The organism is Streptomyces sp. NPDC059897, from assembly GCF_042730865.1.
Taxonomy (GTDB): domain Bacteria; phylum Actinomycetota; class Actinomycetes; order Streptomycetales; family Streptomycetaceae; genus Streptomyces.
Genome location: NZ_JBHWKQ010000001.1, coordinates 183,608 through 200,277, shown reverse-complemented (window position 1 = coordinate 200,277; position 16,670 = coordinate 183,608). Strand labels below are relative to the sequence as shown.

Annotated in this window: 18 protein-coding genes; 5 read left to right on the top strand and 13 right to left on the bottom strand. The window is 70.0% G+C overall.

The features are described 5' to 3' along the window. The first annotated feature begins 27 nt into the window (after positions 1-27). A complete protein-coding gene (locus ACFV9W_RS00965; protein ID WP_385753987.1) occupies positions 28-924 on the top strand; it encodes an aminoglycoside phosphotransferase family protein in 897 nt (298 codons plus the stop codon). A 20-nt stretch (positions 925-944) separates the two neighbouring features. On the opposite strand, the gene ACFV9W_RS00960 is transcribed toward ACFV9W_RS00965, so the two are convergent. The 10 genes from ACFV9W_RS00960 to ACFV9W_RS00915 all read right to left on the bottom strand — a co-directional run bounded on the left by ACFV9W_RS00960 (position 945) and on the right by ACFV9W_RS00915 (position 11,074). Beyond that, positions 945-2,027 (bottom strand): mechanosensitive ion channel family protein, encoded by a 1,083-nt coding sequence (locus tag ACFV9W_RS00960; protein WP_385753986.1) that lies wholly within the window; start codon positions 2,025-2,027, stop codon positions 945-947. Positions 2,028-2,187: 160 nt separating this feature from the next. Then, a complete protein-coding gene (locus tag ACFV9W_RS00955; protein ID WP_385753983.1) occupies positions 2,188-3,213 on the bottom strand; it encodes a Gfo/Idh/MocA family protein in 1,026 nt (341 codons plus the stop codon). Then, positions 3,210-4,226: a Gfo/Idh/MocA family protein gene (locus ACFV9W_RS00950; RefSeq protein ID WP_385753981.1), complete on the bottom strand. Its 1,017-nt coding sequence runs from the start codon at positions 4,224-4,226 to the stop codon at positions 3,210-3,212. Before ACFV9W_RS00950 ends, ACFV9W_RS00955 begins: the two co-directional genes overlap by 4 nt. Before the next feature lie 34 nt (positions 4,227-4,260). Beyond that, on the bottom strand, positions 4,261-5,097 hold the full coding sequence (locus tag ACFV9W_RS00945) for a carbohydrate ABC transporter permease (RefSeq protein ID WP_385753979.1): 837 nt from the start codon (positions 5,095-5,097) through the stop codon (positions 4,261-4,263). Next, positions 5,090-6,058 (bottom strand): carbohydrate ABC transporter permease, encoded by a 969-nt coding sequence (locus ACFV9W_RS00940; protein WP_385753977.1) that lies wholly within the window; start codon positions 6,056-6,058, stop codon positions 5,090-5,092. The genes ACFV9W_RS00945 and ACFV9W_RS00940 overlap by 8 nt, the downstream gene beginning before the upstream one ends. After that, positions 6,058-7,326 carry an ABC transporter substrate-binding protein gene (locus ACFV9W_RS00935; RefSeq protein ID WP_385753975.1) on the bottom strand — a complete coding sequence of 423 codons (1,269 nt, stop codon included), beginning with the start codon at positions 7,324-7,326 and terminating at the stop codon, positions 6,058-6,060. The genes ACFV9W_RS00940 and ACFV9W_RS00935 overlap by 1 nt, the downstream gene beginning before the upstream one ends. Before the next feature lie 36 nt (positions 7,327-7,362). Continuing rightward, complete coding sequence (locus ACFV9W_RS00930; RefSeq protein ID WP_385753972.1) at positions 7,363-8,526, bottom strand: ROK family protein; 1,164 nt, start codon at positions 8,524-8,526, stop codon at positions 7,363-7,365. 137 nt (positions 8,527-8,663) lie between these two features. Beyond that, a complete protein-coding gene (locus tag ACFV9W_RS00925) occupies positions 8,664-9,836 on the bottom strand; it encodes a hypothetical protein (protein ID WP_385753969.1) in 1,173 nt (390 codons plus the stop codon). Then, positions 9,833-10,015 carry a helix-turn-helix domain-containing protein gene (locus ACFV9W_RS00920; protein WP_385753966.1) on the bottom strand — a complete coding sequence of 61 codons (183 nt, stop codon included), beginning with the start codon at positions 10,013-10,015 and terminating at the stop codon, positions 9,833-9,835. The genes ACFV9W_RS00925 and ACFV9W_RS00920 overlap by 4 nt, the downstream gene beginning before the upstream one ends. Before the next feature lie 12 nt (positions 10,016-10,027). Continuing rightward, positions 10,028-11,074: a hypothetical protein gene (locus ACFV9W_RS00915; protein WP_385753964.1), complete on the bottom strand. Its 1,047-nt coding sequence runs from the start codon at positions 11,072-11,074 to the stop codon at positions 10,028-10,030. 282 nt (positions 11,075-11,356) lie between these two features. Here ACFV9W_RS00915 and ACFV9W_RS00910 point away from each other — a divergent pair, with 282 nt between their 5' ends. The 3 genes from ACFV9W_RS00910 (at position 11,357) to ACFV9W_RS00900 (ending at position 13,391) form a co-directional block, all read left to right on the top strand. Beyond that, complete coding sequence (locus ACFV9W_RS00910; RefSeq protein ID WP_385753961.1) at positions 11,357-12,268, top strand: YceI family protein; 912 nt, start codon at positions 11,357-11,359, stop codon at positions 12,266-12,268. Positions 12,269-12,908: 640 nt separating this feature from the next. Next, positions 12,909-13,112 (top strand): hypothetical protein, encoded by a 204-nt coding sequence (locus tag ACFV9W_RS00905; RefSeq protein ID WP_385753959.1) that lies wholly within the window; start codon positions 12,909-12,911, stop codon positions 13,110-13,112. Between the two features lie 9 nt (positions 13,113-13,121). Beyond that, entirely contained in the window at positions 13,122-13,391 is a 270-nt protein-coding gene (locus tag ACFV9W_RS00900) for a hypothetical protein (RefSeq protein ID WP_385753957.1), read from the top strand. Positions 13,392-13,577: 186 nt separating this feature from the next. Here ACFV9W_RS00900 and ACFV9W_RS00895 read toward each other — a convergent pair whose 3' ends face one another. The 3 genes from ACFV9W_RS00895 to ACFV9W_RS00885 form a co-directional block, all read right to left on the bottom strand. Further along, entirely contained in the window at positions 13,578-13,847 is a 270-nt protein-coding gene (locus ACFV9W_RS00895; RefSeq protein WP_385753955.1) for a hypothetical protein, read from the bottom strand. A 788-nt stretch (positions 13,848-14,635) separates the two neighbouring features. Continuing rightward, positions 14,636-14,950, bottom strand: a complete 315-nt coding sequence (locus ACFV9W_RS00890) for a PadR family transcriptional regulator (RefSeq protein ID WP_385753953.1) — start codon at positions 14,948-14,950, stop codon at positions 14,636-14,638. A gap of 504 nt (positions 14,951-15,454) precedes the next feature. Beyond that, a complete protein-coding gene (locus ACFV9W_RS00885; protein ID WP_385753952.1) occupies positions 15,455-15,652 on the bottom strand; it encodes a hypothetical protein in 198 nt (65 codons plus the stop codon). A 221-nt stretch (positions 15,653-15,873) separates the two neighbouring features. Between ACFV9W_RS00885 and ACFV9W_RS00880 the strand changes: the two genes are divergently transcribed. Next, complete coding sequence (locus ACFV9W_RS00880; RefSeq protein WP_385753949.1) at positions 15,874-16,512, top strand: DUF6082 family protein; 639 nt, start codon at positions 15,874-15,876, stop codon at positions 16,510-16,512. Positions 16,513-16,670 lie beyond the last annotated feature (158 nt).

The window sequence follows — 16,670 nt, the reverse complement described above, 5'->3', positions numbered from 1 at the left end:
GGCAGGCCGCTCCCGCGAAAGGTGACCATGGGCGTACGCAAGCTGCACCAGGACGAGCCGGACATCGACGAGGGCCTCGTGCGCGCCCTGGTCGACGAGCAGTTCCCGCGGTGGGCGGAGCTGCCCCTGAAGTACGTCGACTCGCACGGCACGCAGAACGTCCTGTACCGGCTCGGCGAGGAGTGGGTGGTCCGGCTGCCGCGCATGTCCGGCGTCGTGCCCGAACTGGCGGGCGCCCGGCAGTGGATGCCCTACCTCGCGGCCCGGCTCCCGGTGCCCGTGCCCGAGCAGGTGGCCGAGGGCGAGGCCGGGCACGGCTTCCCGTGGCCGTGGGCGGTGCACCGCTGGCTCCCCGGCGAGAACCCGACCGCGGGCCGGCTGGCCCGGCCCGAGGCGCTGGCCGAGGACCTGGCGGCCTTCGTCACGGCGATGCGCGCCATCGACACCACCGGCGCGCCGGAGTCCTTCCGCGGCCGGCCCCTCGCCGAACGCGCCGACGGAACCCGCGAAGTGATCCGCGGTCTGGACGGGACGATCGACTCCGCGGCGGCCCTCGCGGTCTGGGACGAGGCCGTACGCACGCCGGGCGCTACCCGCGACGTATGGCTGCACGGGGACCTGCAGCCCGGCAACCTCCTGGTGTCGGACGACGGCCGGCTCGCCTCGGTCATCGACTTCGGGTGCATGGGCACGGGGGACCCGGCCGTCGACCTGATCACTGCCTGGTACGTCCTCGGCGGGCCGGAGCGGCGCGTCTTCCGGCAGGCCGCGGCGGTCGACGACGACGCGTGGGTGCGCGGCCGCGGCTGGGCGCTCACCATCGCGGTGCACGAGCTGGCGTACTACCGGGACCTGAACCCGTTCATGGTGCGGACGGCGTCGCGCGTGGTCGGTGAGATCCTCGCGGACGCGGCCCGCACCTGACGGGAGTTTGAAGACAGGCCCTACAGGGAGGGCGCGACCGGGGCGTCCCGTTGCTGCGGGATGACGACCGCCGGGCTGCCCTGCGTCAGCGCCACCGTCCGCGCGGGCGACGGGATGCGGATGCCCTCGTCGCGGAAACGCGCGTGCAGCCGTTTGATGAACTCGTGCTTGATCCGGTACTGGTCGCTGAACTCGCCTACACCCAGGATCACGTTGAAGCTGATCCGGGAGTCGCCGAAGGTGTGGAAGCGCACGAGCGGCTCGTGCTCGGGCACGGCGCCCTCGACCTCCTTCATCACCTCGGTGACGACCTCGACCGTCACCCGCTCCACTTCCTCCAGGTCGACGTCGTAGCCGACCCCCGCGAGCACGGTGAGGGTCATCTCCTGCTCGGGGCGGCTGAAGTTGGTCATGTTCGTGCCCGACAGCTGCGTGTTCGGGATGATCACGAGGTTGTTGGAGAGCTGCCGCACCACCGTGTTGCGCCAGTTGATGTCGACGACATAGCCCTCCTCGCCGCTGCTCAGCCGGATGTAGTCACCGGGCTGCACGGTCTTGGAGGCCAGGATGTGCACGCCGGCGAACAGATTGGCCAGGGTGTCCTGAAGCGCCAGTGCCACGGCGAGACCGCCCACGCCCAGCGCGGTGAGCAGCGGCGCGATGGAAATGCCCAAGGTCTGGAGCACGACCAGGAACCCCATCGCGAGCACCACGACCCGCGTGATGTTCACGAAGATGGTCGCCGAGCCGGCCACCGCCGCACGGGACTGCGCGACCGCCCGCACCAGACCCGTGATCACCCGCGCCGCCGTCAGCGTCGCCACGACGATGAGCAGCGCCGTGAGCGCCATGTTCACATTCCGCCCCGTACGCGGGGTGAGCGGCAGCACCTCGGCGGCCACGGCGGCACCCGCCGCGACCGCCGCCCACGGCACCAGCGTGCGCAGCGCGTCGACGATCACATCGTCACCGGCCCACCGCGTCTGCCCGGCGCGCACGCCGAGCCAGCGCAGCAGAGTGCGCAGCAGCAGCCCCGCCAGCAGGCCGCCGACGAGGGCGACACCGGCGAAGATCAGGTCGTGGAGCTCGATGCCGCGATTCATCGGGCACCTCCCGCACGAGGGCCGAACGCCGTGGTCGGGACGGATATGTGATGTGTGGTCACGTGGTACCTGCTCGGTCGGGGACAGGGGCGGAGGGCCGGAGCCTCACCTATTCTGCACAACTCTCTCGCACCCGGTCCCCAAGTCCGTTGCCGCCCCCTTACGTGATGTCGACGACCCGCCCGGTGCGCGCCGACTCGTACGCCGCCGCCACGATGTGCACCGCGCGCAGCCCTGCCGCGCCGTCGGTCACGTCCACCGGGCCCTCGCCGAACAGGAACGACCGCAACATCAGCGCGTCCAGGTCGACGCCGTACGGGAGTTCCACGGCGGCCCGTGCGCTCTCGCTGAAGCCGTGCACCTTCTGGTCGAAGGCGTCCATCTCCAACGCCGCCCGCTCCCCGACGACCTGCATGGAGAGCCCGCCCCACGCCGGATGGTGCTGCGGCTGGCTCCAGCTGCAGTCGAGCGTGAGGACGGCCCCGTTGGCGTACGTCACGGTGAGCAGGCCGGCCGTCTCGACGGCGGCCCGCCCCTCGTACAGCAGGTTGTTCGTCTGCGCGTAAACGGAGCGGGCGGGGGAGCCCTCGAAGAGGTCATCCAGGAGGTCCGCGACGTGCACGGTGTGGTCCATCACGGCGCCGCCGCCGGAGAGTTCGGGATCGGTGAACCAGCGGCTCCGGTCTCCCGGCATGTAGCCGTTGTTGGCGCCCGCGACCGTCAGCACCTCACCCGTGGTGCCCGCCCGCACCGCCTCGCGGACCGCGAGATAGGCCGGGCTGAACCGCACCGGATGCGCCACCGCGAGCCGCACCCCGGCGGCCCGGCACGCCTCGACCATCGCCGCGCCGTCCTCGGGCGTCGTGGCGAGCGGCTTCTCGCAGAGCACGTCGACGCCGTGCGCGGCAGCGCGTTCCACCAGCCCCCGATGGCGCACGTTCTCCGAGCAGACCACGACCTTGTCGGGCCCCCACGCGAACAACTCCTCGTACGTATCGACGTAGTTGACGCCGATCCGCGAGGCGAAGTCCTTGCCCCGCACCTCGCCGGGCGCCGCGAGATCCGTGTCCGGGTCGGCCGCCAGCACCTCCACCCCGTCCATGGCGGCGAGCTGCCGCGCGAACCCGCCCGCGTGCACGTGCGCGAACGACAGCACACCCACCTTCATGTCCCGCCCGCCCTTCACAGCCCGGCCTCCTCGGTCACCTTCAGTTCGACGGGTGCGCCCGTGCGCGCGGACTCGGCGGCGGCGCACGCGATCCGCACCGCCTCGACGCCGTCGCGCGCCGTCACGCGGGGCGGCGGGCCGCCCTGGACGGCCTCGGCGAACTCCCGCAGCTCGGTCAGATACGGGCTCTCGGTCAACGGACTGCCGGGAATGCCCTCGCCGAGCGGGCGCACCCCCTGCGCCAGCACCCGGAATCCGGTGTGGGCGGTCGAGTCGTGCTCCAGGATGCCGCCGGGCCCCGCGATCCGGAACGTCGTCCGGAACGGCAGGTCCGGCAGCCCCCACACACCGAGCACATGACTGACCGCGCCGGAGGCGTGCGTGAGGACGGCGGTGCCGGTCGCGACGTCCCCCGCGACCGCGCCCGCCTCCTGCTTGCCGCGCACCTGCGCGTGCACCCGCACGACGTCACCGGCGAGCAGCCGCGCGAAGTCCAGGTCGTGGATCATCTGGTCGACGAGGATCCCGCCCGACAGAGCGGGATCGGAGAACCACGGCGCCCACACCGGATAGCACCCGGAGCGCGTGAACCGCAGCACCGCCGGCTCCCCGATCTCCCCGGCGGCCACCGCGCCGGCGAGCGCCGCGTACGCGGGGAAGTAGCGCACCACGTGGGCGGGAAACAGCAGCACACCGGCCGCCCGCGCCGCGTCCGCCATCTCCTGGGCCTCGCCGACATCGAGCGAGAGCGGCTTCTCGCTCACCACGTGCTTGCCCGCTGCGACGGCCTCCAGGACGAGCGGCCGGTGCGTGTACGTGGGGGTGCACACGTCGACGACGGCACACCGGTCGAGCAGCTCGGACAGACTGTGCACCGCCGTCACGCCGAACTCGGCGTACTTGGCGGCCAGTTGTTCCGCGTGTCCGTCGGTGGACAGGATCGTGACGCGCGCGCCCAGGGCGGTCCAGGCGGGCAGATGGGCGCGGGCGATACCGCCGGCGCCGATCAGGCCCACGTCGAGGGGTGGCATGAAGCTCCTTACTCAGGGGGGTGTTGGGGCGGTGTCAGCCCTTCGTGCCGCTCTGGGCGATGCCCTGCACGAAGTGCCGCTGAAGGAAGAGGTAGAGGACGATCATCGGCAGGCTCGCGATCAGCGAACCGGCCATCATCACCGGATAGTTGGTCTCGAACTGGCCCTCCAGCGAGGTCAGTCCGGCGCTGATCGGCATCTTCGCCGGGTCGGTGTTCACCACGAGCGGCCACAGCAGGTCGTTCCACGACCACATCGCCGTGATCACCGCGAGGGCGGCGAGCGCGGGACGGATCAGCGGCAGCATGATCGACCAGAAGATGCGGAAGGGGCCCGCTCCGTCGATGCGCGCCGCCTCCTCCAGCTCCCTGGGCAGGGAGAGGAAGAACTGCCGCAGCATGAAGGTCCCGAAGGCGCTGAACATTCCCGGGAGGAACAGCGCGGGCGGCGAGTTCAGCAGGCCGAGCCGCTGGATGATGTCGTACTGCGGCAGGATCAGCAGCGAGGACGGGACGAGCAGCACCGACAGGAACAGCGCGAACAGCACGTTCTTGCCCCGGAACCGCATCCGGGCGAAGGCGTACGCGGCGAGCGAGCAGAACACCAGCTGGCCCGCGGTGCGGCCGACCGTGTTGATGACACTGTTGCCGAGCATCTCCCCGTAGGGCAGTGCGGTGAACACCTCCTCGAAGGAGCCCCAGTTCCACTGCTGCGGCAGGAACGTCGTCGGTACGTGCACCGCCTCCGGCAGCGTCTTGAGTGCCGTGAGCAGCTGCCACAGGAACGGGAACACCATCACGAGCGCCCCGAGCGAGAGGAGCGCGTGCGTGGCGACGGAGCCGCCGCTCACACGGCGCAGCGAGTCACGCATAGTGCACCCACTTCTTCTGGAGCCGGAACTGAAGGAACGTCAGGGCCGCCGTGAGCAGCATCAGGAGGAAGGCGAGGGCCGCCGCGGCGCCCTGGTTGTTCTGCTGGAACGCCCACTGGTAGAAGAGGCTGACCACGGACTGCGTGGACCCGAGCGCCGGGTTCATGGGGCTCATCATCACGTAGATCAGGTCGAACATCTGGAGCGAGTTGATGACGCAGATGACCGCCGCGAAGAAGATGCTCGGGCTCAGCAGCGGGATCGTGATGGTGAAGAAGCGGCGCACCGGCCCCGCGCCGTCCAGCTCGGCGGCCTCGTAGTAGTCCTGCGGGATGCCCTTGATCCCCGCGATGAAGATGATCAAGTAGTAGCCGACGCTCTGCCACACGGCGACGACCCCGATGGCCCACAGCGCGGTCGACGGGTCCGAGGCCCAGAAGTGCCGCGCCACGCCGAACCACGACAGCACCTCGTTGAGCAGGCCGAAGTTGCCGTTGTAGAGCCAGTTCCACACCAGTCCCACCGCGACCGGGAGCGTCACGAACGGGATGAAGTACAGGGCCCGGTAGACGGCGACACCGCGCAGGCCGCGCCGGTTCAGCAGGGCCGCGACGGCGATCGACAGCGGCAGCGTGAGCAGCCCGATCGCCCCGTAGAGCAGCGTGTTGCCGATGGCCCGCCACACCGTGACGTCCTGCAGCACCCGCGCGTAGTTCTCGCCGCCGGTCCAGGTGTTGCCGCCGAACGGGCCGAAGTGGGTGAAGCTGAAGCCGAAGGTCTGAAGCATCGGCCAGAGGTAGAACAGCAGAAAGCCGAGCCCGATCGGCGCGATGAAGACGTACGCGGCCTTCTGTGTACGGGAGTTGGGCCCACGCGCGCCGCCCTCGCGCCCCGCCTTGGAGCGCGGTTTCCTGATGCGGCCCTCCGCCTCCGCGGCGGCCGTCGAAGGGAACACGGCCATCAGTTGTCCTCCTCGTCGAGCGCCCGGTCCATCTGTTTCGCGAGCGTGCGGGCCGCGCCCTCGATGCCGCCCTTGCCGCTGAACGGAGCCCCGAGCAGCAGATACTCCAGGTCCTCCCAGACGGCCGTGTTCCGCGAACTCGGGTACGGCGATGCGTAGTCGACCATGTCGAGGAAGCACCGCAGGTCGAACTCGGGCATCGACTTCAGCCAGGCGTCCTGCGTCCCCGTGTACGACGGGATGGTGACTCCGCCCTGGGCCTGGATCTCGCCCGCCCGCCGCCGCGCCATGAAGTCCACGAACTTCCAGGCCGCCTCCTGCTTGCGGGACTTGGCGCTGACGCAGTTCGCGAGGCCGTGGATGACGGTGCCCCGCTCGCGCCCCTTGGGCAGGACCGCGACCCCGCCGTGGTCCTTGATGGCGGGCGTCCCGTACATGAACGAGGCCATCGACGAGATGTCGTAGTTCATCGCCACCTGCTCGGACAGGTACAGGTTGCGGGAGCGGACCTCCGACATGGCGCTCTGCGGCGGCGACCAGCCCCGGTCCACCAGATCCGTCCAGAAGCGCAGGCCCTCGATGGTGCGCGGGTCGGCGAACCCGGAGCGGCCGTCGCGGAGCACGTACCCGCCGGCCTGGAAGACCGACGGATAGAACTTGGCCTGCCGGTCCATCTCGGCGGCGATCCCGTAGACCCGCCGCCCCGGATTCGTCAGCTCGCGCGCCGCGTCCCGCAGGTCGTCCCAGGTCCAGGAGGAATCCGGGTACTTGACGCCCGCCTTGTCGAAGAGCGCCTTGTTGTACCAGAGCCCGATGGTGTCGAAGTCCTTCGGCAGCCCGTACTGTCTGCCGTCGTACTTGTAGATGTCGACCAGCGCCTCCGGGTGCTGGCCGACCGGTGTGCGGGCGCGGGTGATGTGCTCGTCGAGCGGCACCAGCGTGCCGTTGGCCGCGTACAGCTTGATGTTCACGGCGTTCATCCAGAACACGTCGGGCGCCGTGCCGCCCCGCATCGCGGTGCGCAGCGTCGTCCAGTAGGAGTTCCACGGGGTCAGCTGGATCTCCACGGAGACGTCCGGGTGCTCGCGCTCGAAGGCCCGGATGATCCGCCGCATGCCGGGGACCTGCGCCGGGTCCCACATGCCGTACGAGAGTGCGGTGCGGCCCCCGCGGGCGGTGGCGGCGGTGGGATCGCCGCCACCCGTGCTGCAGCCGGCGGCGAACGGGGTCGCCGCGAGAGCACCGGCGAGAAGGCTTCTCCTGCGCATGTGTGCGCCTCCGGTCGATAGGTGTACGAGGAGGTGTCAGGGAACGGGGGACGGCGGGCGCGAGGGCCCCGAGCCGTCGAGGAGGTGGGTGTCCACGTTGTCCAGGGCGCGGCGCACCGCGCCGAGTGCCACGCTCTCGCGGCCGAGCGAGCTGACCGCGATGCGCGGGACGTGCAGGGTGAGGGGGGCGAGGTGTTCGGCGAGCAGCGGGCCCAGCGGCTCGCCGACGGGGGCCAACGCGCCGGACAGGACGAGCAGTTCGGGGTCGAGGGCGAGGACGAGCGCGGCGATGCCGGGTGCGACCCCGGCCAGGTAGCGCTCCAGGACGGCGAGCGCCTTGGGGTCACCGGCGCGTACGGACCGGGCGAGCGCGTCGGTCTCCGACTCGCCGGGCAGTGGCTCGCCGTCCCAGCCGAGCGCGTCCCCGGCCTCGTTCAGGCCGAGTTGGGGCAGGATGCCCAGCTCGCCCGCGCCACCGCGGCGGCCCCTGTGCAGGCGCCCGTCGATCATCACGCCGCACGAGATGCGCCGCCCCACGAGCACGCACGCCACGTCGTCCGCGAGTTCCGCGGCGCCCCGCCAGTGTTCGGCGAGCGTCGCGAGGTTCACGTCGTTCTCGACCAGGACCGGGCAGGGGAGCTCGTCCGCGAACCGGCGCGACAGGTCCAGGTCGGTCCAGTCCGGAACGATCACCGAGCGGATCCGGCCGGTGTCGTCGACCATGCCCGGCACGCCGATGCCGACGGACCACACATCGTGCGGGCCGAGCCTCTGCTCGGCGAGGAAGGCACGCAGCCGGGTGCGCAGCAGCTCGATGCGCTCAGCGCCGGTCAGCTCAGCGGGGAACTCCTCCCGGTGCCGCGCGACGATCTCGCCGTCGAGGCGGGCCAGGAGCAGCACCAGTTTCCTGAGCCCGATGTCGACGCCGACGACGTGCCCGGCCTCGGCCCGGAACCGGAAGCGGCGCGCGGGCCGGCCCGGGGAACGTACGGCGGGCGGCGCGGTCGTCTCGGCGATCCAGCCCTGCGCGGCCAGCTCCTCGACCAGGACCTCGACCGTCGGCCGGGACAGGCCGGTGGAACCGGTGAGCCGGCTGACCGTCTGTGGGCTCTCCTGGCGCAACGACCGCAGCACCACGGCGGTGTTCAGTCCGCGAAGGGCCGCGAGATCGTGCCCGCGCGCCCGGTCGTGCCCCGCCATGGACTGTGCCTCCGTCGCGTCGTCGGTCCGGTTGCGCAGGACTGTTGCATAACCTCGCGGGCCAGGGAACCCCACCGGCACGGGTATTTCGCAGAACTCCTGCAAATTGAAGCCCTGAGCGCGGTGCCGGACGTCCTCTACAGCCGCTCCACCGCACGGAACGCGGACAGCCGCGCGAGCAACCGGCGGGCGGGTGATGTCAGTTCGCCCACCGGCAGGGGTTCGCCGGTGTTCAAGCGGCCGATCAGGGCGGACAGTTCGCGGGTCGTCAGGCCGGTCCGGGTGATGAGTCCGCAGGCCGCGACCAGGCGGTGCCCGGCGGCCGGCATCCACACCACGCGTTCCGTGGCGCGGACCGCGTCGTCGTCCGTGAAGTAGCCGGGTCGCGTGGGCGGCGGCGCCGGGCGCAGGCCGCCGTCCGTGGCGTGCCGCAGCACCTCGTGGGCCAGGCGTCGGCGGAGCGGCGCGGGGCGTGTCTCCTGGCGCAGGTGGTCGAGCGCGGCCGCGAGGGGCGGCGGGAGGGTGCCGGGCAGGTCGTCGGCCCACTCGCCGTCCGGTACGAGAGTGTCGACCGTGCCCCAACTCCCCTGCGAGAAGGCCGGGGTGAGGTCGTGCGAGGGTGTGCGCGGCACGGCGATGTGCACGACCGTACCGGGGGAGCGGGGCGGGTGCACGGTGTGTTCGTGACCGGCGGGCCAGTAGAGCAGGTCGCCGGGGGTGGCCGTGGCCGACCAGTGCCCGTGGCCCGGGCCGGTGAGACGGATCCGGTGGCGGCCCCGGAGGACGTAGAGGAACGTTGCTGCTTGGTGGTGGGAGGGCGTGGGCGGCGGTCCGGACGTCCCGTGGCACAGCGTCGTGCCGATGGGGGCCAGGGGCTGGCCGACCTCGGTCCACAGTGCGGTGAGGAACGCCCGCTCCCGGGCCCACAGTGGATGGTGTCCCGCGTGCAGCTCCCGGACGGCGAGTGCGAAGGGGGCACCGCCCAGCTGCCGTTCGAGCCGCCGGTCGTAGGCGGCGAACGAGCCGTCCTCAGGGCGGGGCAGCAGATCGCCGGGGTCGGTGAGGCGGCGCGGGCCCACCGCGAACCGGACCCGTTCGCCGGACTCCGATGACGTGGTGTGGTGTGCGGCGGCGACGGCCCCCTCGAAGACCTCATGGGCGTCGAAGGGCGCGGCGGCGTGCCCGGGGGAGCGGAGCGGGCGCAGCAGGACGGGCCTGCGGTCCCAGTGGTCCTGCGTGAAGCGCTGCCAGTCGACGTACCGGCCGACGGCTTCGAGCACGTCGACCGGGGTGGCCGCGCCCGCCCTCATGGATGCGGCTCCTGTGGTGTGACCGCGACGGCGCGTGTGCGGACCAGTTCGCGGAGCAGGCCGTGCAGGTGCGGGGAGCGCTCGGAGAGGCCCGACGCGCGGGCCAGGGCGGCGACGGTGGTGTCCTGATGTGTCGCGCGCAGGCAGTCGAGTACGCGGTCGGCCGCGCGGCCCCGCACCGGCCACACATGTCAGTTCGCCGCCCACAGCGCGTCGTCCGGGCCGGTGGCGACCCGGATGACCTCGCTGACCCGCAGTAATCGGTGCCGGGCGGTGAGGGGGACGGCGGGCCGTGGTGGCGGCGCCGGATTCAGTCCGGCCGCCGAGCGCAGCCCGGCCCAGCGGGCGAGCAGGTCTCCTTCGATGTCCGGGTCCGCGAGCCGGTCCGTGAACAGGCGGGCGGAGTCGGCGAGTTGGGTGGGAATCGCGAGTCGCCCGTCGGCCCGTGCGGTCAAGGGGTGAGGAAGGGCAGCCGGGGTGTCCGCCCGCGTGCGGCGTCTTCGTTCCGGTCCGCAGGCGGCCTCCGTGATCAGCGGCAGCGCCGAGGCCGTCCGGGCGGGCACGCTCACCCGCAGCGTCGTGCACGGCCCCGTACGGTGGTCGAGGTGCCGGCTCCCGGCGGGCCAGTGCACCAAGTCGCCTGCTGCGGCCCGGAGTTCGTACTCGGTGCCGGTGTGCTCGGGGCGTACTCGTACGGTCAGTTCGCCGTCGACGACCCAGGTGAGCGACGCGGATCCAGGGTCGCCCGACTCGGCGGCGGCGTGGTGCCGGTCGCCGACGGACAGCTCCGCCGTCACCGGGACCGCGGGCCACCCGACGTACCGCCAGAGCCCGGCCAGGGCGTCGCGCACCCGCGACCACGCCGAGAAGTCGCGGTGCAGCGGGTCGGTGGCGGTCAGCAGCCATCCGTCGCCGTCGAGCGGGGCGGCGGAGGCGAGGCGTGCGACGTACTCGCGGAGGTCCCGGTCGGCGCGGCCGGGCAGCAGCGGTCCCGGCCGACACAGTGTGCCGTCGGCCGTGTTCAGGCGCAGGGGCTCGGGGCCCGATTGCCCGGTCGCGGCGGTGTCTTCGGCTGTGGCCGCCGCGACGAGGAGCGCGTGGGCGTCGGCGCGGTCGAGGCCCAGCGGCGGGGCGTCCGTGACGACGACCGGCTCCCTGGCCCAGTGCGTCTCGGCGAAGCGCCGCAGGGCGGGGCCGTCGGGCGCGGTCCTGCGGGCGGGGGCGGGCCTTGGCTTCATCGGGTGGGGGATCTCCTCGGTCCCACGTGGGGGTGGCGCCGGGTTCGCGACCCTGCCAGAGGGGTTCCTGCTTCGTCAACGCTTTGCGGAGAACCTGTGAACACCAGCGGGGAGCGAGGGAAAGAGGGTGGCGTCCAGGGGGTGGTTGGCATCGAAAACGTGTGGATCTTGTGAAATGGCGGGTTCCGCCCTGCCGGAATACGGGCCTCCGCCCGTTTTGGGCAGGCGGGGCGCATGGCATGGTGGGCGCGCTCGCTCAGATGTCCAAGAAAGGCCCCGCTCATGCCCCTCGCATTGTTCCGCCGGAAAGGCGCCGGTTCCGCAAGGCGTGGAGGCGGGCCCGTCCACTCCATGCCCGCGGGCGCGGGCGGCGTGCACTGCGAGGTGACGGACCCGTTCGGCCAGCCCATGCCGGGCGCCGAGGTCACGGTGACCCAGTCGCAGAGCGGGCGGGTCTCGGTGAAGGCCACGACCGACCCCTTCGGCCTGCTCTTCGTCACGCTGGAGCCCGGCCGCTACAGCATCCTGATCGCGGCGGAGGGCCTGGAGCCGTTCCAGCAGACCGTCGAGGTCGTCGCGGGCGAGACGCTGCCGCTCACCGGCATCCAGCTGCACGTGGGCCGCTCGCCGGAGCTGCCGCAGCCCGGCACCTGGATGTTCGACCCGCCGCACACCGCGATCCGCTTCATCGCCAAGCACGTCGGCATGGCCCATGTCCACGGCCGCTTCACGCGCTTCGAGGGCGGCATCCAGATCGCGCCCGACATGGCGGACTCGCGCGTCGAGGTACGCATCGACGCCGCGTCGATCACCACGGGCAACAACACCCGCGACAACCACCTGCGCTCCGCGGACTTCCTGGACGTGGAGAACTACCCCTACCTCCACTTCAGTTCGGACCGCTTCATCTACCGCGGCGGCTCCAAGTGGACCGTCCAGGGCGCCCTCACGATGCACGGCGTGAGCCGCACGGTCGACCTGGAGACCGGCTACCTCGGCGTCGTCAACGGCGGCTACGCGGAGGAACTGCGCTGCGCCGCCCTCGCGACGGCGGAACTGCACCGCGAGGACTACACCCTGAACTGGCGCACCATGCTCGCCAAGGGCATCGCGGTCGTCGGCCCCACGGTCAAGCTCGAAATGGACCTCCAGGCGATGTACCGCAGCGCGGACACGCCTACTCCGCCGGAGTAGCACTGGGCTTTACCTGCGGTTTCCTGTCCGTGCGGATGCCGGGCCATCGGGGGTGACGTGACGGTGGAAGTGGTCGCGTGACCCACACGGGACGTCGGTCCGTCTTGTCGTGGGGTGCGTGTCTCGGAGCTGGTGAGATCTTTGAGGAGTCCGTATCGAACCAGCGGTCCGTGGCTGCCCGGCCTGCCCGTCCGCTTCCGGCATCACCGACGCGAACGCGTGCCGTGGGACGCGGAACTCTTGCTCAGGCGACGGGACAAACTTCATCAGCCAGTCGGGGCGCCCCTCTAATCCCATGCCGGCACCGTGCCGCCAGGTTCCCCAGCAGCCGGCCCGCCGCCTCCCGATCCGGCACCCGCCATCCCGCACCGCAGCCAGCGACGGCAGCAGCGCTTGCGTCTTCGCGAGGGACAGCCGCGGGCGGAGAGGGGCCGGTGGACCCACGGTGGCCGTGTCGTCGTCGACGTTCATGACCGGAGCAGCGACACGGCCCCGGTTCTCGACACGACTCTCTCGACTCGCACAGAGCACGAACACGGGCCGGGAAATGGGCGGGGAAATTGCGCGACGACAGCCAGCGCGGCGCTAAGCTACAAACGAACCAGGAATCACGATCCGTGAATCCAGCCGGGAGGACGCGATGAGCAGCGACCAACGTTGGACCGCCGAGGAACTCGCCGACCTCGACGAGACGATCAACGCTGCCCGAGAGTCCGGCAACACCGAGCTGGCCGCCTACTGGCAGGGCATCCGCGACGGCAGCACCCCCACCACGAACTGGGAAACCCTCCGCGTCGACCTGTATGCGAAACACGGCATCGATGTGAGCCACTCAGCGGCATAATCAAGGCGCATGGCGCCCCAGCACCGTAAGCCCGGAGCCCGCATCGAATACGGCGACGTCGCCATCCGGCAGGCCCATCAGTTCACTGCCTCCGAGGTCATCGACATCGACCGTGCCTTGGCAGCCATCGCAGCCGACCCCACCATCGGCATCATGCGCATCAAGCCCGAACACGGCGGACTCATGTGGGAATACCGGCAGCCCGGCACCTGCGTGCGGATCATCTACACGATGACTGTCAGGCGGACCGTCGTGACTGTCGCCTACTTCGAAGCATGACAACGCCCTGAACGCATCCGCTGCAGAGTGCGGGCCGTTGCGACCACCATGCCGTGCCCGGCCTGCGGCGGCAGCGGAGACGTCTGGAATCCGGTCGACAACGAGGATGACGACCAGGCCGGCGACCGGTGACAGTACGGCACCCCAACCCCGGTTCGGGTTGGGGTCCCTGCAGTGAATCACGATCTACTCGTCCGGCGGCGGTTCACTGCGGACTGTAGCCAGCTCGATGCCGCGCACCCGGCGCAGCCACCTGGCCAGCACGTACAGGGCGCCGCCGAGGATGGCGCACGGTTCCCAGATCTCCGTCACCAACGCAGCGAGACCGCCATCCCCGACGATGTACACGGCCTGCGCGCCCACCACCAGCGCGATCAACGTGTTCGTGCGGCGCTCCGCCCGCAGCAGCCAGTCCACCGGCGTCCAGAACGGCGCCCCCATGTCTGACAGACGCATCCGAATCGCCGCGTACAAGAAGCCGCGGGCCAGTCGGTGACGAGACCGGGGCGGCACTCCAGACTGTGGATCGTCAGCCGCCGTGACCACTGCGGACCATTCCCCCAGCGCATGCGGTCGACGCGGACCCGCCACCCAAGCGGCCGCTGTCACGATGCGGTGGGATGCGCGTGAAGGCGGTTGCCACGGGCTGAACACGGCCGCACAGACGGCGTAAGAAGCCAGCAGAAATACGATGAGTCCGGGATCCCCAAAGTGGATTTCGAGTGTTTGCTCAAGGTAGAGAGCAGTGGCAACTATAGGCAATGTAAAGAGGGCTAATAGTACAGCTGTGCGCCGACGTGCGTTGCGCCAGAGTAGCCGTGCCTCTCCTCCCAGAACGAGGGCTCCAGCGGCCATGATGCCGACTCCCTCACCTGCCCAGATCAACACCTCTTTCAGATACACGGCCATCCCCAATGCCGTCACGCCCGCCATCAACTTGAATGACCACCTGGCGGGGCGAGGCCACTGGCTCGGGTGTATGGCCAGGTTCCGACGGAACCGACCCCGCGCCCAACGTAAAGGGCGGTGAAATACGGACTGGCGACTGAGTAGCAATCCAGCGAAAGCAGTGAGCGTGAGAATTTTCACTGCTAACCGCGCTGTGGGGTGTGTGCTGAAGAAATCTGTCTGAGCCGTCCGCATCTGGAAAAGGAAGTGCTCGTACTCGTAGTTGAACTCATCGCCGGTTTCAGCGAGAAAGAAGACGGCAACGCCAGCCAAGATGAACGGCCACACAAGCCACCTCACGCTGGCCCCCCAGAGAATCGGAACCGCGAGTAGCGGCGCCGCCGCGACTCCAGGGCATCAGATGCGGCCACTCGTCCGGTCCCGCTCAGCTCGTAGAATCGGCGCGGCGGCCTCCCGGGGTGAGGTGTAACTTCAACGGACGTCGTCACCCAACCGTGCTGCTCTAGCCGATCGAGGATGGGGTAGACAGTTCCGGACCCCAACTCGGCTTCCTGACAGATTCGCAGCCCCCACGCCGGATCGTCAGGCGTAGACGCCAGCAACACTTTGATCACCTCAAGTGTTGGGCGTGTCAAGCGAATCGCAGTCATATCTGCAATGAAGCAGCGCCACGACCATGTGTCGAGAACGAGAAAGTGTCAGCTCCTGGAAGTAGACGTCACGCAGATACCCCAGCACCGGGCCGTAAACCCCGCCCCGGGAGCCTGTCAGGCACCTCACCGAACAGCACCCACACCGCCGCGAAACCTCCCCCGGCGAAGCCAACTACGGCACGCTCGACACCCACCGGCAGGCGACGTACACGACCGGCCGACCCGTCGCAGGACGGATGCACGTTCCGGAGGTCCCCGACGGCTCGACCATGACGCGCATGTCCAACGCCTCCCGAGCTGTCGCCCGCTCCGGCGGCTTCCCGGCTTCGGCCTTGCCCGCCAGGAACCGCCGGACCAGCGCGCCCACGTTCCACACGTCCCTGAAGAACGACAACCCACGGCACGCAACCACACAGGTGCCCGGCCGCAAAGCGGAACCGGCGAACACTCCGCCCAGAGCGGAAAAATGGGGCAGAGTACTTCGGCTCTGCCCCACAACGATCAGCCGCTGGCAGCGACCCGCCCCCAAGCGCGCAGCCGCGATTCGAACGGGCCCACGACGTCGGCCGCCGCCGCGACCTCCGATGGGACCAGGTACAGACTCTGCGCGTCCTCGAAATCCACCGCCACCGACGGTCGATCCTCCTCCGTCCTACCCGGGTCGCTCGCCAGGATCCGCGCCGACGCGAGCAACTGCACCGAGCCGTCCTGGCGCGGGAGAGACCTACGGGATCGTCGGCATGCCTCACATCGACCACACGGCTGGCGCGCAGTTCGGGAAGCGCCGCACAGACCCGTAGCAGGGAGGGCCGGGGACGGCGGTGCTCGCGTTCGGCAGCCGGGGTCTTCGTCGTGCTGGAAGCGGCTACTCCTGCGGGCTTGGGGCATGTCTGGCACATTCAGAACCCGAGGGGGGAAGCATGAGGAACGTCAAACTCCTGCGCTGGCTACCGTGGTTGGTCGGCGCGATTGCTCTGCTTGCACTCACGATCCTGGCGCCGTTCGCCATGAAGTGGTGGGCACCCACAGGCATGAAGTGGGGCGAGTTGGCTGACGTCAGTCAGACCTACAGTGCCATGTCGATTCCACTTTCGGGCGCGGCGCTGGTCGGTGTCGTCTGGTCCATGGTGGTCCAGGCCCGGCAGCTGAGGATCGCTAACGACAACGAGATGCGAGCCTCGCAGAAGGAGCTGGTACTGCTCGCGCTCGACGATCCAGAACTACTCGTGTGCTGGGATCCGCCGGCCACTCCTACGACCCACGCACGGGCACGCCAGTACGCCTATTACAATCTGATACTCAGCTCATGGCGTGTCGAGTACCTGAATGGGACCACGCCCGAGGCGACAACCTTGCGTTCTGGGCGCGTTCTGATGAGGGGTGAGATCGGGCGGGAATTCTGGAAAACGCGACGGTTTGGCTGGGAGGCATATTCGGCGACTCGGGGACGTAAGGATCGCCATTTCGTGCGGATCATGGATGAGGCGTTGAGGCTAGCCGAACTAGACGGGCCAACTACTCCGCCTGACCAGTACTTTGCCCCTTCGGTGCAGCCGTAAGCGATATGGCACGGGCGGCCCATCCGTAGTCGGCTGTGTCGGTTGGTGGGGTGGCGGGCTGCAAGCTCATCCGGTCGTGCGGCATCCGGCATTGCTGCATGCAGTCTGCCCTGGATGCGGCGCACACCATGAACACAACCTCATCCGGGAACGGTAGT

What these genes read in the sequence shown, in the direction of transcription:
- ACFV9W_RS00965 (WP_385753987.1), top strand. Translation starts at nt 28, where the DNA reads ATGGGCGTACGCAAGCTGCACCAGGACGAGCCGGACATCGACGAGGGC.
- ACFV9W_RS00960 (WP_385753986.1), bottom strand. Translation starts at nt 2,027, where the DNA reads ATGAATCGCGGCATCGAGCTCCACGACCTGATCTTCGCCGGTGTCGCC.
- ACFV9W_RS00950 (WP_385753981.1), bottom strand. Translation starts at nt 4,226, where the DNA reads ATGCCACCCCTCGACGTGGGCCTGATCGGCGCCGGCGGTATCGCCCGC.
- ACFV9W_RS00945 (WP_385753979.1), bottom strand. Translation starts at nt 5,097, where the DNA reads ATGCGTGACTCGCTGCGCCGTGTGAGCGGCGGCTCCGTCGCCACGCAC.
- ACFV9W_RS00940 (WP_385753977.1), bottom strand. Translation starts at nt 6,058, where the DNA reads ATGGCCGTGTTCCCTTCGACGGCCGCCGCGGAGGCGGAGGGCCGCATC.
- ACFV9W_RS00935 (WP_385753975.1), bottom strand. Translation starts at nt 7,326, where the DNA reads ATGCGCAGGAGAAGCCTTCTCGCCGGTGCTCTCGCGGCGACCCCGTTC.
- ACFV9W_RS00930 (WP_385753972.1), bottom strand. Translation starts at nt 8,526, where the DNA reads ATGGCGGGGCACGACCGGGCGCGCGGGCACGATCTCGCGGCCCTTCGC.
- ACFV9W_RS00925 (WP_385753969.1), bottom strand. Translation starts at nt 9,836, where the DNA reads ATGAGGGCGGGCGCGGCCACCCCGGTCGACGTGCTCGAAGCCGTCGGC.
- ACFV9W_RS00915 (WP_385753964.1), bottom strand. Translation starts at nt 11,074, where the DNA reads ATGAAGCCAAGGCCCGCCCCCGCCCGCAGGACCGCGCCCGACGGCCCC.
- ACFV9W_RS00910 (WP_385753961.1), top strand. Translation starts at nt 11,357, where the DNA reads ATGCCCCTCGCATTGTTCCGCCGGAAAGGCGCCGGTTCCGCAAGGCGT.
- ACFV9W_RS00905 (WP_385753959.1), top strand. Translation starts at nt 12,909, where the DNA reads ATGAGCAGCGACCAACGTTGGACCGCCGAGGAACTCGCCGACCTCGAC.
- ACFV9W_RS00900 (WP_385753957.1), top strand. Translation starts at nt 13,122, where the DNA reads ATGGCGCCCCAGCACCGTAAGCCCGGAGCCCGCATCGAATACGGCGAC.
- ACFV9W_RS00895 (WP_385753955.1), bottom strand. Translation starts at nt 13,847, where the DNA reads ATGCGTCTGTCAGACATGGGGGCGCCGTTCTGGACGCCGGTGGACTGG.
- ACFV9W_RS00890 (WP_385753953.1), bottom strand. Translation starts at nt 14,950, where the DNA reads ATGACTGCGATTCGCTTGACACGCCCAACACTTGAGGTGATCAAAGTG.
- ACFV9W_RS00880 (WP_385753949.1), top strand. Translation starts at nt 15,874, where the DNA reads ATGAGGAACGTCAAACTCCTGCGCTGGCTACCGTGGTTGGTCGGCGCG.